The 14,606-nt window shown below is 33.7% G+C and carries 14 protein-coding genes; 6 read left to right on the top strand and 8 right to left on the bottom strand.

The window, feature by feature from the left end:
• Window positions 1-12 precede the first annotated feature (12 nt).
• From ACR9EA_RS07095 to lptB, 4 genes are read left to right on the top strand one after another with little or no spacing between them, the layout of a single operon-like run.
• Entirely contained in the window at window positions 13-933 is a 921-nt protein-coding gene (locus ACR9EA_RS07095; protein ID WP_435139845.1) for a KpsF/GutQ family sugar-phosphate isomerase, read from the top strand.
• Entirely contained in the window at window positions 933-1,772 is an 840-nt protein-coding gene (gene tatC, locus ACR9EA_RS07090; RefSeq protein ID WP_435139120.1) for a twin-arginine translocase subunit TatC, read from the top strand. The genes ACR9EA_RS07095 and tatC overlap by 1 nt, the downstream gene beginning before the upstream one ends.
• Window positions 1,765-2,115: a carboxymuconolactone decarboxylase family protein gene (locus ACR9EA_RS07085; RefSeq protein WP_435139118.1), complete on the top strand. Its 351-nt coding sequence runs from the start codon at window positions 1,765-1,767 to the stop codon at window positions 2,113-2,115. Before tatC ends, ACR9EA_RS07085 begins: the two co-directional genes overlap by 8 nt.
• 57 nt (window positions 2,116-2,172) lie before the next feature.
• The gene (lptB, locus tag ACR9EA_RS07080) at window positions 2,173-2,913 is read left to right on the top strand and encodes an LPS export ABC transporter ATP-binding protein (RefSeq protein WP_435139116.1); all 741 of its coding nucleotides are present in this window, start codon (window positions 2,173-2,175) and stop codon (window positions 2,911-2,913) included.
• 10 nt (window positions 2,914-2,923) lie between these two features.
• On the opposite strand, the gene lnt is transcribed toward lptB, so the two are convergent.
• Together lnt and ACR9EA_RS07070 are read right to left on the bottom strand one after the other, a co-directional pair.
• Window positions 2,924-4,516, bottom strand: a complete 1,593-nt coding sequence (gene lnt, locus ACR9EA_RS07075) for an apolipoprotein N-acyltransferase (RefSeq protein WP_435139114.1) — start codon at window positions 4,514-4,516, stop codon at window positions 2,924-2,926.
• An 18-nt stretch (window positions 4,517-4,534) separates the two neighbouring features.
• Entirely contained in the window at window positions 4,535-5,605 is a 1,071-nt protein-coding gene (locus ACR9EA_RS07070; RefSeq protein ID WP_435139112.1) for a PorV/PorQ family protein, read from the bottom strand.
• A gap of 203 nt (window positions 5,606-5,808) precedes the next feature.
• Here ACR9EA_RS07070 and ACR9EA_RS07065 point away from each other — a divergent pair, with 203 nt between their 5' ends.
• Window positions 5,809-6,567, top strand: a complete 759-nt coding sequence (locus ACR9EA_RS07065) for a CDP-alcohol phosphatidyltransferase family protein (protein ID WP_435139843.1) — start codon at window positions 5,809-5,811, stop codon at window positions 6,565-6,567.
• A 237-nt stretch (window positions 6,568-6,804) separates the two neighbouring features.
• Here the strand turns inward: ACR9EA_RS07065 and ACR9EA_RS07060 are convergent, their stop codons facing one another.
• From ACR9EA_RS07060 to ACR9EA_RS07035, 6 genes are all read right to left on the bottom strand, one after another.
• On the bottom strand, window positions 6,805-8,190 hold the full coding sequence (locus ACR9EA_RS07060; RefSeq protein WP_435139110.1) for a sugar transferase: 1,386 nt from the start codon (window positions 8,188-8,190) through the stop codon (window positions 6,805-6,807).
• Between the two features lie 317 nt (window positions 8,191-8,507).
• Window positions 8,508-9,491, bottom strand: a complete 984-nt coding sequence (locus tag ACR9EA_RS07055) for a type II toxin-antitoxin system HipA family toxin (protein WP_435139108.1) — start codon at window positions 9,489-9,491, stop codon at window positions 8,508-8,510.
• Complete coding sequence (locus ACR9EA_RS07050; protein WP_435139106.1) at window positions 9,492-9,815, bottom strand: HipA N-terminal domain-containing protein; 324 nt, start codon at window positions 9,813-9,815, stop codon at window positions 9,492-9,494. It abuts the gene before it with no gap.
• 3 nt (window positions 9,816-9,818) lie between these two features.
• Complete coding sequence (locus ACR9EA_RS07045; protein WP_435139104.1) at window positions 9,819-10,028, bottom strand: helix-turn-helix domain-containing protein; 210 nt, start codon at window positions 10,026-10,028, stop codon at window positions 9,819-9,821.
• A gap of 614 nt (window positions 10,029-10,642) precedes the next feature.
• Window positions 10,643-11,734, bottom strand: a complete 1,092-nt coding sequence (locus tag ACR9EA_RS07040) for a Fic family protein (RefSeq protein ID WP_435139102.1) — start codon at window positions 11,732-11,734, stop codon at window positions 10,643-10,645.
• 228 nt (window positions 11,735-11,962) lie between these two features.
• Window positions 11,963-13,099, bottom strand: a complete 1,137-nt coding sequence (locus tag ACR9EA_RS07035) for an ImmA/IrrE family metallo-endopeptidase (RefSeq protein ID WP_435139100.1) — start codon at window positions 13,097-13,099, stop codon at window positions 11,963-11,965.
• Between the two features lie 552 nt (window positions 13,100-13,651).
• On the opposite strand from ACR9EA_RS07035, the gene ACR9EA_RS07030 reads away from it, so the two are divergent.
• On the top strand, window positions 13,652-14,605 hold the full coding sequence (locus ACR9EA_RS07030) for a multiubiquitin domain-containing protein (protein WP_435139098.1): 954 nt from the start codon (window positions 13,652-13,654) through the stop codon (window positions 14,603-14,605).
• Window position 14,606 lies beyond the last annotated feature (1 nt).

Genomic DNA, 14,606 nt, shown 5'->3' with positions numbered 1-14,606 from the left:
CAAGCGATTGAGATGGAAGGTCAGGCTATTTTAAACTTAAAATCTTTTATAAATGACGACTTTGTCAATGTTGTAGAATTAATTTACAACTCTAAAGGTCGTGTTATTATAACCGGAATAGGCAAAAGTGCCATAATTGCTACCAAAATTGTAGCAACTTTAAACTCCACCGGAACACCCGCAATATTCATGCACGCCGCCGATGCCATACACGGCGATTTAGGATTAATCTTAGAAGACGACGTGGTAATTTGCATTTCTAAAAGTGGTAATACACCAGAAATAAAAGTGCTTATTCCATTAATTAAAAGTGCTAATAACAAACTTATAGGTATTACAGGTAATACAGATTCTTTTCTTGGCCAACAAGCAGATTATGTGTTAAACACTTATGTGGAAAAAGAAGCCTGCCCGAATAATTTAGCCCCTACCACAAGTACAACTGCGCAGTTAGTTATGGGCGATGCACTTGCCGTATGTTTATTAGAACACCGCGGATTTTCCAGTCGCGATTTTGCAAAATACCATCCAGGTGGGGCTTTGGGTAAAAAGCTATATTTAAGAGTGTCTGATATTGCTTCGGTAAACAACAAACCCGAAGTGCAACCCGACACCAATATTAAAGAGGTGATTATAACCATTTCTAAAAACATGTTAGGAGTTACCGCTGTAATCGAAAATCAAAAAGTAATAGGTATAATTACCGATGGTGATTTAAGACGCATGTTAACTAAAACCGAAAACTTTTTACCATTAACAGCTAAAGATATTATGGGCAAATCGCCAAAAACCATCAACGAAAACGCGATGGCTGTAGATGCTTTAGAAATGATGGAAACCAACGACATTTCTCAATTGTTAGTTACCACAGACCAAAATACTTATGCTGGAGTAGTACATTTACACGATTTAATTAAGGAGGGTATTATCTAATGGCCAAGAAAGTAAAGAAAAATGTTAACGAGATGTCGTTTTTAGATCATCTCGAAGAATTAAGATGGCATTTAATAAGAGCCGTTGTTGCTGTTTTTATAGCCGCAATTGCTGCTTTTATTGCCAAAGGTTTTATTTTTGACACCCTAATATTTGGGCCTACAAAGCCTACGTTTTTTACCTACGATATTTTGTGCTCTATTTCGCAATCTTTAGGTTTAGACGATAGTTTTTGTTTTAACGAAGCAGCTTTCGAAATACAAAGCCGAACCATGGCTGGACAGTTTTCCGCGCATTTATGGACTGCCGTAACTGCTGGTTTCATTATAGCGTTCCCCTATATTTTATACGAATTATGGCGTTTTATTAGCCCTGGACTGCATCCTAACGAACGTAAACATTCTAGAGGTTTTATTATTATATCGTCTATCTTATTCTTTTTAGGCGTGTTATTTGGCTACTACGTTATCTGTCCGTTATCGATTAACTTTTTAGGGACTTATCAAGTGAGTAGTAAAGTACACAACGACTTCGACTTGAGCAGCTACATCAGTTTAATACGATCGTCTGTTATTGCTTGCGGAATCATATTCGAATTGCCCATCATCATTTATTTCTTAGCTAAAGTTGGTGTAATTACTCCCGAATTTCTTAAAAAATACAGAAAATTCGCTCTGGTTATCGTGCTTATTGTTTCGGCCATTATTACGCCTCCAGATATTGCTAGTCAAGTAATCGTAGCTATTCCTGTTTTAATTCTTTACGAAGTAAGTATCATTATAGCACGATTTGTAACTAAACGTCAAAATTCTAAATCTAAATCCATTAAAAATGTCTGATATTGTAAACGAATTTAACGACTATCGCACAAAAATGAACGACCGCATTTTAAGCGATAATAACAAGATTATAAAACGTATTTTTAATCTAGACACCAATGCCTATCAAGAAGGCGCCTTAGATGTTAAAACAAAAGAATTGCTTGGCCTTGTAGCTTCTACCGTACTGCGCTGCGACGACTGTATTAAATACCATTTAGAAACAGCATACAAAGCAGGTCTTACAAAAGCCGAAGTTGTAGAGTCGTTAAGTATTGCAACTCTTGTAGGTGGCACCATTGTAATTCCGCATTTACGTCGTGCTTACGAGTTTTGGGATGCCCTAGAAGAGCAAAACCAATAATATAAACCTAATTTTTTAGTACTTTAGTCTCTTTAATAACCGTACAACACATATAACGTGAAATTAAAAGCAGAACATTTAATGAAGTCCTATAACGGACGAAAAGTGGTAAAAGACGTTTCTCTAGAAGTAAACCAAGGAGAAATCGTTGGACTTTTAGGGCCAAATGGCGCAGGAAAAACCACATCGTTTTATATGATTGTTGGCCTTATTAAACCTAATGGCGGAACCATACATTTAGAAAACACCAACATTACAAAGTTTCCTATGTATAAAAGGGCGCAAAACGGTATAGGGTATTTGGCGCAGGAAGCTTCGGTATTTAGAAAATTGAGTATAGAAGATAATATTTTAAGTGTATTACAGCTTACCAAACTCAGCAAAAAAGAACAACATCTTAAAATGGAATCTTTAATTGAAGAGTTTAGTTTAGGGCATATTCGTAAAAACCGAGGTGATTTATTATCTGGTGGCGAGCGCCGTCGAACAGAAATTGCCCGTGCTTTGGCCACCGACCCTAGTTTTATTCTTTTAGACGAACCTTTTGCAGGTGTAGACCCCGTGGCTGTTGAAGATATACAACGCATTGTTGCTCAATTAACACAAAAAAACATTGGTATTCTTATTACAGACCACAACGTACAGGAAACGTTAGCCATTACAGACCGTACCTATTTAATGTTTGAAGGAAGCATTTTAAAAGCAGGTGAACCTGAAGAATTAGCTAACGACGAAATGGTACGAAAAGTTTATTTGGGGCAGAATTTCGAATTACGAAAAAAGAAATTAGATTTTTAGATTAGATCCCTTAGCGTCTTGGTCGCCTAAAAAAAGTAATTACAAATAATCCTAAAGCCAAAAACATACTAATACGTGCAATAAAATCTCCATAGCTCACGTAAAACGTTTGCCCCGAATGTACTGGTAATTGCGCTTTTAACGCTCCTTGAGTATCATAAGCTAAGGTCGCTACAACATCCCCTTTAGGCGTCAAAAAAGCCGATATTCCTGTATTGGCACTTCTCGCAATAGAACGTCTTGTTTCAATAGCACGTAATCGCGCATAACTTAAATGCTGTTTGTGCCCTTGGGTATTGCCCCACCAAGCATCGTTGGTCATTATGGCCAGCACATGGGCTCCTGCCCTAACATAACCAGTAACAAATTCGCCGTATACCGATTCGTAACAAATAATTGGAGCAATACTATACGGTGTATTTTTTAATTGAAACACACTGCGTTCTTCCTGCGTGGTTTTCATAGCTACGGTGCCGCCCAGATCTAACATGGCATCGCCAATTATAGGCTTTAATACGCTCTGATACGGAAAATTCTCTACCCCTACAACCAATTTCGATTTATGGTACACATCGTAATTCGAATTGTTACTTATATGTGCCGCCGAATTAAAATAATCTATCCACAAATGATCGTTATACTTATTAGAAGTCGGCAAAATAGTTGCTTCGCTAGAGTGTTTTTGGTAAAACTGAAACCCTAAAAGATAATTTAAATTTGGATATTTATACACAAACTGTTTGGCTCTAAAATATTCTGGGCTACGTTCAAATTTGGTTAAATCGACTCCATAACTCTCTGCCAAAACGGTTTCTGGAGTTACCAAAACATTTGTCTGCTCTGTTAATTGGGGTACAGCTAACGACTCCAATAATGTTTCTACACGATCGTTTGTCGTGTTATATTTTTCGTGATACGGGTCTATATTGGGTTGTAACACAACAGCTTCAATAGTTTCGGTTGGCAATTCATAAGTATAATACCTCCAAACACTTAAAAGTATTGGAACACTTACAATAATTACCGTCCAAATACTCGCCGATGTTATTATGGCTTTAGTTTTAGTTTCGGTATAGTTTATATACGCTTTAAACCATAGCGCATTAACAATCCAAACCCAAAGGGTACCGCCAAAAGTACCTGTAAATTCGTACCATTGAATCCATTTTGGATAATCGGCAAACGCATTCCCTAAATTCAACCAAGGCCAAGAAAACTCCCATCCTAAATGTAATTTCTCGAAACAAATCCAAAGAGCAATTAAAAACCAAAGTGCTTTATTTAAAGATGTTCTAACGGCTAATTTCTGATAAAAAACCCAAACTAGCGCCATTAATGCACTATTAACTAAAATGGCAAAAGCTGCTCCAAAAATATCGGCATACTGCAACCAGTTTGTAGTAATGTAGTTCCAAATAACAAAAGACAAATAACTATATCCGAATAGTTTCCACCCTTTATAAGGTACTTGCTGCTGAATGAGCTGCTGATTAACAATAAGTAAGGGAACAAAAGCGAAAAATAACAATACCGGAATACCATAAGTTGGCCAGCTTAAAGCCAATAGAAATCCAGAAGTGAGGGCTAGTAAAAATCGTTTCACAAAATAAAAACCTAGTAATTACCGTCTAAAGATACTAAAATCCATGGTTAAGGAAAATACATTCGAGTACAAGGCCACACTTTGGTCGCCTATATCCGTAAACGCATAATCTACTTGTATGCCTTTATAATTAAACCCAACACCAAAACTAGGCTGAAAAGTAACCTGTTCTGAATAATCTAATTGCAATTCGTTTTGAAAGTTCCCCATACCACCGCGTAAATACACCATATCTAAATAACCAAACTCAAAACCAAAAGCGGGATTAATGCTTACAAAAGAAGACGAAATTATGTCGTTATTTTCTTCAAAACGAAATTGAAGATCTACTGCGGTTTCTAAGGTATAATCGTAATGAAAAACAAAAGTTTTAGAAATACCAAATTGTAGCTTAGGAATCGTAATCTCGGTAGTTTCTGGCAAGTCTTGATTTTGACCTTCAACGGCATCTTGGATATCCTGAAACTTCTCTTCGTCGATTTGCCAAGCGTTAAACGTAGTTGTAATATCTCTCGCCATAAGTCCGAATTTCCATGTATTGCGTTCAAATTGTATTCCAGCGTCTAAACCAAACCCCCAAGAATTCGCAAAATCGCCAATTATACGTCTAATAACCTTCGCGTTTATACCGTAATTTAAGCCATCTAAAGGTAAACTATGGGCATACGAAAATGTTAAGCCGTAATCGGCTGTAGAGAACAGCTCGATTCTGTCGTAATTAATATTACCTTCGTCGTCTATAAGTTGTGTCGTATCTAAAATATCATCTACAGCAAACCGAATTAAAGATATCCCAACAGCACTCTTTTTATCTAAAGGCATGGCATAAGCCAGATAGTCGTAATTAGCTATATTGGCAAAATAACTGGAATGCATCAAGGCCATTTGGTTGTCGTCTAAATGTACCAATCCGGCCGGATTCCAATACCCTGCATTTACATCGTTGGTTTGTGCGGTAACCGAATGGCTCATTCCTAAGGCTTTAGCATCTACCCCAATATTCATGAATTCGTTAGAATATTTTCGGGCAGCTTGGGCAAACACCACGGTAGTACTTAAAACAAAAAAGGTTGTTATTAATATCCTCAATGTCAATTTTTTTTACAAATATGCAGATTATTTTAACGGTGTAAAAACTTTATTTACTACTCGCCTTGGTATGCTTCATATAGATGTATGTAATCTTCCTTATCTAACTTAAAATTTGGCTGCATATTGTGTTATTTTTAAATTAGTGTTTGTTTTAGACCATAATTCTTTAGTATTTTTACATAAACTAACTGTGTATGTCTATAAAAAACCATGTGCCGAATGCACTTACTCTACTAAATTTATTTTGCGGATGTATAGCGGTAGTTTTTGCCGTTCATAATCATTTTATTGCTGCAGCTGTGTTTGTTTTTGGCGGTATTTTCTTCGATTTCTTTGATGGCTTTGCAGCACGTGCATTAAAAGTATCTTCGGAATTAGGTTTACAATTAGACTCTCTTGCCGATATGGTTACCAGTGGTTTGGTACCTGGTATTGTAATGTATAAATTATTAAATTTAACCATAAGCAAACCAGAATTAACCACAGAAGAAGGCGCCTGGAATGCCTTTTTTAGTGGTGAAGCCATTATGCCCTCGATATTACCTATAATTGGATTTTGCATTACTTTATCGTCTGCATACCGTTTGGCAAAATTTAATTTAGACGACGAACAACAAAACTATTTTAAAGGTTTACCTACACCTGCTAACGCGCTTTTAATTTTATCGCTTCCTCTTATTTTAGAATTACAGCATAGCGATATCATGAATTCCATCATTTTAAACAAAGGGGTTTTGATAGCCTTAACTATAGTAAGTACCATTTTATTAAATGCCCCAATTGTATTATTTGCCTTAAAGTTTAAAACTTGGGATTTTAAATCGAATGCCACACGTTACATCTTCATTTTACTGAGTATTGTACTGCTAATTGTATTAAAATTTGCTGCGATTCCGTGTATCATTTTGCTCTACGTCATCATGTCTATGTTAGATGTCGTTATAAAAGGATCGTACTAAAAAGTCAATTTAATTTGAATTAAACCACTATGGACTTCAAGTCCATAGGTTTAAAAACAGACTGAAAGTCCGATTATTTGTGTTCGTTTTAACCACAAATACATCAATATTTCTATAAAAACTATGTCAAATATTAGTGCATTCGTGGCGGAAAGATATTTATAGAAACAGACAGTCCTGCACTAAAAGTGCATAGTTTCAACTAACGACTGAGACCAATGAATTAATGCTAAACTACTACTGCCCCCTAAAAAAGATAACGGCAGTAACTGTTTTTACCATAATATTAAGGTCTATAAAAAAACTGCGATGTTTTATATAAAACAAATCGTATTGAAGCTTTAGAAGGCTATCGGCAACCGTTTCCCCGTACCTTACTTTAACTTGCGCCCAACCAGTAATACCTGGTTTTATCATGTGTCGGGCTTCGTAAAACGGAATAACTTCGGCCAATTCTTTTACAAATTTAGGGCGTTCTGGGCGTGGCCCTATCAAACTCATATCACCTTTTAAAATATTAATACATTGCGGAATTTCATCTAATCGACTAAGTCTTAAAAATTTACCAAAAGCAGTAATCCGTTTATCGTTTTTAGTAGCCCAAACAGCACCTTGGGCTTCGGCATTCACAATCATGGTTCTAAATTTGATTATAGAAAATAATTGTCCGTGTCGCCCCACGCGTTCTTGTTTATAAAATAAGGGACCACGATTACCTAAAAAATTTCCTACAAGCACTAAAGGCAGCACTAAAATTCCTAATACACAGCCTGCCAAGGCGAAAAGCACATCAAAAATCCAACGCTGTAACAAATACAGTTTATTTTGATTGTTTCGGCTAAACGGAAAATATTTATAAAAATCCTTACCTAAATAGTGTACGGGAATCCGGTAGGTCATGTCTTCAAAAGCCTGGGTATATTCTTTTATAGGAAACCCTTGCTCTAACAAGCCCATAAGCTCTTGGTACAAAGTTGGCGTAATGAGTTCCGAATTATACGTAGCCACTATAATTTCGGACACATTTTGTTGTTCAATAATATAGCTAAGATCTGATGACAGGTATGAAACTGCCAATTGCGGCGTGGTTGGGTGTTTCGGATTACAATTAATAAACCCTACTATATTATAATTAGGATCTACTGCTTTAAATGAAGATACTATCTCGTCGATATGCTCTGGTTCACCTACCAGCAATACATGCTTGTAAAACCGCGGACTAGAAATTAGCGTGATATAAGCTACTCGCCATAGTAAAATTCCCCCTAAAATTCCTAAAAAGAAGAAGAGGATTTGAATACGTTTTTCTGGTAAAAAAGGTGTAAAATAAGGTGTTAACAAATAAAAGCCAACCACTACCATTGCGGTCATAAAAACATTAGGTAAAGTAGATTCGAAAGCACTGGATTTACGTAAGTCGTAAATTTCGAATACAGTTCCAAAAACAGTTATATAAAGCACCAAAACAAAAACCCAAGACCAGTTTTTATTGGTAATCGTAAAATATTCGAAATCAAAACAAGAACTTAAAGCAAATAGCACAACCAATACCATAAAGATATCGGCAATGCGCAATAAAATCTTTCGTTCCGAAATGTTGAAAGATATGCGATGTTTCGGCATGGATTAATAGCAATTACCTAGTAAATATAAATGTTTTATAAAACTAAGCGTGCTCTAGATATAAGCAATCGATATAAGGTCTATAATTTCGATAATGTGTTTTTTTTTAAGAATGGTAAAGAATTTGGATTACTTTCCGATACAGGAAGTAACTTTGCTTAATTAATAGGGATTTACAGCCTTTGAGATACAAATGGGGGACAAATTTTCAAACTATTTTTTAAGACTGTCAATATTTTTTCTAATTTCTGGATAATAAGTCGTAATACGGGTCAAAATCAATCAAATATTTTCAATATTTTTTTCTTGAAAGTCCACTACTCTCTCAGCAGCTTTTTAAGTCTTTTTCGATAAGCTTGTTTATAATTACGTTTCAATTTATCAATTAAATAAGAAGCCTCTATTAATTTTAGAACTTTATCTTGGTGACTTGTCATACTTTCAAATACTTTTAAAATTTGCTTATCCGCAATACCCGATAATTCACCAAGTTTAAAAAATTGTTCTTTAACTTTTCCACTGTTCAAATTAGAAGGCAGCAGTCCATCCTCAAGTGCAAAATCCCTATCATCAATATGAATTCTACTATTTAATAGATCATAAGCAGGACTTAATTTAAAATCTCCAAGAGGTGTCTCTATCAATGAGAAATTTTTAAAATGAGCATCACCATTACTTACTAAATAATTAAAGAGTATAAGCCTAAACAATTTAATGGCCTCTATTTGGTATGCAGGAACATTGGTTTTAAGAATCTGAAATAGCTCTAAATAATTCCCTAGATATTTATAATTCTCGGTATGGGTTTGAGGAGTCCTGCCTGCTAAAGAGGCAAAATCCTCTTGTGCCAATTTTTCTCCATTTTCCTTTACATCAAAACGCTTAGTTAAATATACAGGCTCTCCATTTTTGAAAAACATTAAAGCGTTGCTAGCCGTTTCTATTCCAAACACCTGAGACGCAATCTGCATCGTTAAATGTTCGTTGGCTGGCATTTGATCAGGGTTCTTACCCACATTGGGTATAGGCTTTAAAATATACGTGCCTTGTTCATTTTCCTTGGTTAAACGTATTACATTTTTATCCAATACTACAGAAAATTTCTCTTGTACTCCAGAAATAGACATCTGCATTTGATTGTCGCTAAATAATTCTGTATCAACATGACTTGTTGGTGAATTATAAGAAATAATAGGGCTTACCTTTTTTCCATTAAAAAGTTGCCTTAACGTTAAATTACTATATGCCGAATACCCATGCTTTAAAGTACCTGGGCAATATTGTATTTCTGGTAAATTCATTTAACTCTCTCTTTTAACTTTTACAGCTCCTATGGTATCATTATTAGCGACTGAAAGTAATAACCCAAAATAATCGTTGGGGTCAATCCTTAAATTAAAACAAACCACTTGTTTATTTCTCCCTTCTGGAAGCATATTATAAAAGAAAGGAAAAAGAAACTCTGAATGATATTCTTGTTTTTTCTTAGGCAAAGTTAGGCTTATAGCGGGTTTATCTGTATTTAAAAACCAACCATCTTCATAGCGAAAAACAAAACTACCGTTATCTAATTGCCTTATTTTACCTGCTAACTCATTTTTATAAAACACCCCTCCTTCTCTCATTTACTATTCTTTTAATTTAACCTTAAAAGTAAGTTCCAATCCCAAAGCATTAGCCAGCTTGGTTAATGTTTCTGCGGTAGGATTTCCTTTTCCACTCTCGAAGGCCTTCAATGTACGAAGTCCAACTCCAGAAATATCAGCTAACATTTCCTGAGTGACTTGAAGTGTTTCTCTCCGTTTTTTTATTATTTCTACTAACCTTTCAAAGTGCATTATATGGCTCTTTTAATTACAAATATAAGGATATTTCTCACATTTATACTAAAAAGTGCAAAATAAAGCACTTTTTAGTATGTTTTGATTCAAATTTATCAGAATGCAATAAATAGTGCAACATACCGCACTAACATAAAAAAACTCTATAATCATAAACGAAAAACAATCCACTACCAACCTTTAAATCACTTTAATGAAAGCCTCATTTTGTCAATTCTATTTATTTTGGTTTTCATTGCGATTCAATAACAACTATCAAACCCATATTATAAAAAGTCTTTGTAACAATTTATTGCTCCTAACAGTAATGTTAAGTACCACTGTCCTTAAGGCTTAAAACCAAGAAAACACAATTCAAAGTGCTATAACTATGGATAACGATAAGTATGTAGCTATTTTTAATCAAAAATAAACCTACAAAAGTAATCTTATGACTTTTAAATTGACCTTATTAATCTAATTTTTCGATTTATTTTCCATTCAGGTATAAAGCAAATATTTTTAGTTTTAATAAAATTTGTCGACAAAAAAGCAGATGATGCCTTAGATCGCGTTATCAACTTTTAAATAAATAATCTAACACTTTTGGATAAAGTTTAATTCTCTCTAAACTATTTTAAAAGATAATGTGTACTACGACCTCCCGTATCTGCTTTCTTTAATATATTTTTTTTGAGCAAATCTGTTATATCCCTTAATGCGGTATCTTGAGATGTTTTAGTTAATTTAGCCCATTTAGAAGTTGTTAAATTACCTTTAAAATTATCAAGGAGCATATTTAATATTTTCTGCTGTCTATTATTAATTATTGACCCTACATTTTCAACCCAAAATTGATGTTTTCGGACAACTTTATCTATAATCTCACTAGAAGAGAAAATGGATTGTTTTAAACACTCTAAAAACCAAATGATCCATTCTGTTATATCAAGATCACCTTTTTGGGTTTGTTCTAAAATTTTGTAATACGATTTTCGTTGATTTTTGATTTCGGCAGACATACTATAAAATCTTTGGTTTACGCCATCAGCCTTTGAGAGTTGCATATCTGCAATTGCTCTTGCTATACGCCCATTACCATCATCAAAAGGATGTATTGTTACGAACCATAAATGCGCAATTGCTGCTTTCAGCATAGGATCCAGCTTCGATTCCGTATTAAACCAATTTATAAAAGTTTCCATTTCTTTATCCATGCGTGCTGCTTTTGGGGCTTCATAATGCACCACTTCTCTCCCCATACCTCCAGAAACCACCTGCATTGCTCCTGTTCGCCATTTTCCAACTTCTATTTTATACATTCCGCTTCTACCAGTTGGAAATAAAGCAGCATGCCAGCCATACAAACGTTCTTCATTTAAACTTTTATTATTATTTTGAGTAGCATCCAGCATCATTTCAACAATACCATCGACATGTCTATCTTGATGTACTATTCCAGAGTTTTCCAGCCCCAACCGGGTAGCAATTGAGGAGCGAACCTGTATTGGATTTAAAATTTCCCCTTCAATTTCAGAACTTTGCACAACATCTTGTATTAAGGTTTCTAAATTAGCCTCGTCTTTTAATTCAAAACCTAATAGTTCTACCTTACCTATAAGTTTACCTTGTAAATGTCTAACCTCCCCTAATAGGGTTAAAAAGGCTTGTTCATCCCAACTAAAATGAGGCCAAGCTTTAAGATGATGTATGTACGTTGCCATTTTATTCGAATAATACGGTGAATATACAAATTATTCGACGCATTATTTGCGGTTATTATTGTTTTTTTCACCGCACTATGTAAAAATCGGGTTTGATAAGGCTATTTTAAAACTAAAAAAGATGTTGTTTTTATATTAAAACGACATCTTGAGTAAGTGTAATGATAAAATTAAAAAACCCGTAGAATTACTGTAATTGGTAATTTTCCGGATTTTAGAATGTTTTGATTAAAATGCTTCTGCTCTGTATTTATTGGGTATTTTATCTCTTACAGATTCTTTAAATCGGTGTAATGTAGAATAAGACACTTTCTTGTTAAATGCTAATATTCCAACAACAATTGACGGATGTATGTTATAGATAGATGAAAATTCATGTACTTTTTCTTCTGTAATATAGCCAATATATTGTTCAAAAAAATCTAATATTTTATCTTGCAGAAGTATTTTTTCTGCCATTTGATTAGCTTCTTTTTCTTTTTTCGAAGTCATAGCACTTGTGGAATCATCCATAAATATTGTGTCATTATCTTTATTTTTAGGAAGATGAAGTAGTATGTGAGAAACTTCATGAGCCAAAGTGAACCAGAAATTATCCACTCTATCATATCTGCCAGTTAAAGTTACAACCGGGTTATTATCTGCATAAAAGGCAGCTCCATCTAAATATGTTTTAGATAAGTGAGATAGGAAGACAAATTTCACTCCAACTTTACTTAAATCATTCATAAACAATTTAATACCATCTTTAATTATGGTATAATTGTGTAAATTATTAGTTAATTCTATTAATCCCTTTTCATTATATTTTTCCACTTTAATTTTTTTCGAATGATTAAGTGCCATTTGATACCAAGCCTTGGCGTTTATTTCATTGGCACTTTCTTTATAGGCGTCCGATTTTCTATATTCAATAGCTACATTATTAAGTTTAAGTGTTGAAAAGTCTAAAGGTTTGTTTTTTGGAACACCAAAAAAAGCACGCAATTGATTATTCAAATCATCAATTTTGTTGTAAGGCTTTAACCAGCCTTTTTTCAAGAGCTCGTTTATAGGTAGATATTTGTAAACTTCAACTTGCCTTTCTACTAATTCCTCTTTTTCTTCTTTTTTCTGAGCATTCTTTTTTGATAGTTGGAAAGTAGTATCCAAAACCATCCACTCATAAGCATCCATTTCAAATACTTTACTCAATAGAATAGCAGTATCAATAGAAATTGACTTCTTATCTTTAATTATTTCATTCGTGTGTTTTAATGAAATAGTTAAAATATGTGCTAAGTCATCTTGAGTCCATCCATTTTCAGTTAAATAGAATTTTAATGCTTGACCAGGGGATTCAAATTTACGTTTGTTTTTTGCCATAGGAAGAGTCTAACTGATAATAATAATCTATAATCAGGTAGTTTAATTGCCTGTTATTTAGGTTCGTAAAATAAAATTTATTAATTGACAAATTTAATGTAAATATAACCTTTTGAGTAAATTACGCAAAATTATTTCCCAGTTTTAACTTAATTGTTAATAAGTAATTTTTAATTTTTAACCTAATTGGTAATATTGTGCTTTTGAGTTTAAGATTTTTTTGTATCTTTGATTCCAAGTTCAGGAAATCTGAAAACAAAAAAATCAGGCAGAAAACTACCTGATTTGAATTTTATTTTAGAACATACAAGGGTTTGCGTCCCGAGTAATTCTTTATCTTGTGGTGAGTACAAAGATACAGTTTCTTCTCTAATTTTCCAAATCAAAGTTTTCTGTCCGAAAATATTAACCTTTTAAAAATTTATAAGGCATTATTACTATTATTCAATATCTAGCATATTAGCCTTCATCAATATGGAGTGTTAAGCCCAAATTTGTTGGATTGATTTAAGGACAGGGCATTATTTTTTTTAAATAAAATACTATTATAAAATGGAAAAGAAAACCCATTTGAAAGATTGCTATTGTAGCGGCATGGTGCCAGCTCTAGCTTATGAATATATTATTCATATAAATGAAACTGAATACTCAATAGAAAATCAAACCATTACAGGTAATGATTTGCATAACCTTGCAGGGACAAGTCCCGATACGCATTTTATAAGAATGGTTACAAAAAAGGGGAAATTAGAAATAGGACCTTTAGTTGTGGTTGATTTAACTGAATGTGGTATCGAACGCTTTATAATTTTACCCTACAAACAAGAAACTATTGATTTAGAAGATTGTTTTTGTAAAGGTGTTAAACCTGTAATTACCTATCAGTATTTAATTAAAATAAATGGAGATAAGTTTACAGTTAGGCAAGAGGAGGTTACTCGGGAGGAAATTTTAAAGCTAGTTAACAAGGACCCTAATAAACATAGATTAAGGATGTTTACAAAAAAGGGTAAAGAAATTGTTCAACCAGAGCAAAAAATTGATTTGACGAAATGTGGTGTAGAGCGATTTGTTTATGAAGCTTTGGATTGTATAGAAGGTTTTATTGATAAAACCAATTTTGAATTACCTAAAGATGATATTTATTATTTAGCCTCTATCGGTAATTCAGTTGACTTTATTAGAAGTGGAAACTTAAACTGGTTAATTATTAGGGATTTTAATATCCCTGATGGTTATAATGTTAAAAAAACCGATGCGGCTATTCTTATACCTCCGCATTATCCAACATCTCAACTTGATATGATTTATTTTAGCCCTGCTTTAAATAGGGTAGATGGTAAAATGATCAGGGCTCTAAGTAGTCAATCAATTGAAGGTAAAATCTACCAACGCTGGTCAAGACATAGGATAGCGGCAAATAGATGGAATCCTAAAATTGATAATATTGAATCTCATCTTGATTTAATGTTAAGTTGTTTAAATGCAGAATTTAATAAACGTTAAA

The organism is Formosa sp. A9, assembly GCF_051200825.1.
Lineage (GTDB): Bacteria > Bacteroidota > Bacteroidia > Flavobacteriales > Flavobacteriaceae > Formosa.
Note: the sequence above shows the minus strand (reverse complement) of the source record. Positions and strands in the feature narration are given on the sequence as shown.

What these genes read in the sequence shown, in the direction of transcription:
- ACR9EA_RS07085 (WP_435139118.1), top strand. Translation starts at nt 1,765, where the DNA reads ATGTCTGATATTGTAAACGAATTTAACGACTATCGCACAAAAATGAAC.
- ACR9EA_RS07045 (WP_435139104.1), bottom strand. Translation starts at nt 10,028, where the DNA reads ATGCACTTTGAAAGGTTAGTAGAAATAATAAAAAAACGGAGAGAAACA.
- ACR9EA_RS07055 (WP_435139108.1), bottom strand. Translation starts at nt 9,491, where the DNA reads ATGAATTTACCAGAAATACAATATTGCCCAGGTACTTTAAAGCATGGG.
- ACR9EA_RS07040 (WP_435139102.1), bottom strand. Translation starts at nt 11,734, where the DNA reads ATGGCAACGTACATACATCATCTTAAAGCTTGGCCTCATTTTAGTTGG.
- ACR9EA_RS07030 (WP_435139098.1), top strand. Translation starts at nt 13,652, where the DNA reads ATGGAAAAGAAAACCCATTTGAAAGATTGCTATTGTAGCGGCATGGTG.
- tatC (WP_435139120.1), top strand. Translation starts at nt 933, where the DNA reads ATGGCCAAGAAAGTAAAGAAAAATGTTAACGAGATGTCGTTTTTAGAT.
- ACR9EA_RS07050 (WP_435139106.1), bottom strand. Translation starts at nt 9,815, where the DNA reads ATGAGAGAAGGAGGGGTGTTTTATAAAAATGAGTTAGCAGGTAAAATA.
- ACR9EA_RS07060 (WP_435139110.1), bottom strand. Translation starts at nt 8,190, where the DNA reads ATGCCGAAACATCGCATATCTTTCAACATTTCGGAACGAAAGATTTTA.
- ACR9EA_RS07095 (WP_435139845.1), top strand. Translation starts at nt 13, where the DNA reads ATGGAAGGTCAGGCTATTTTAAACTTAAAATCTTTTATAAATGACGAC.
- ACR9EA_RS07035 (WP_435139100.1), bottom strand. Translation starts at nt 13,099, where the DNA reads ATGGCAAAAAACAAACGTAAATTTGAATCCCCTGGTCAAGCATTAAAA.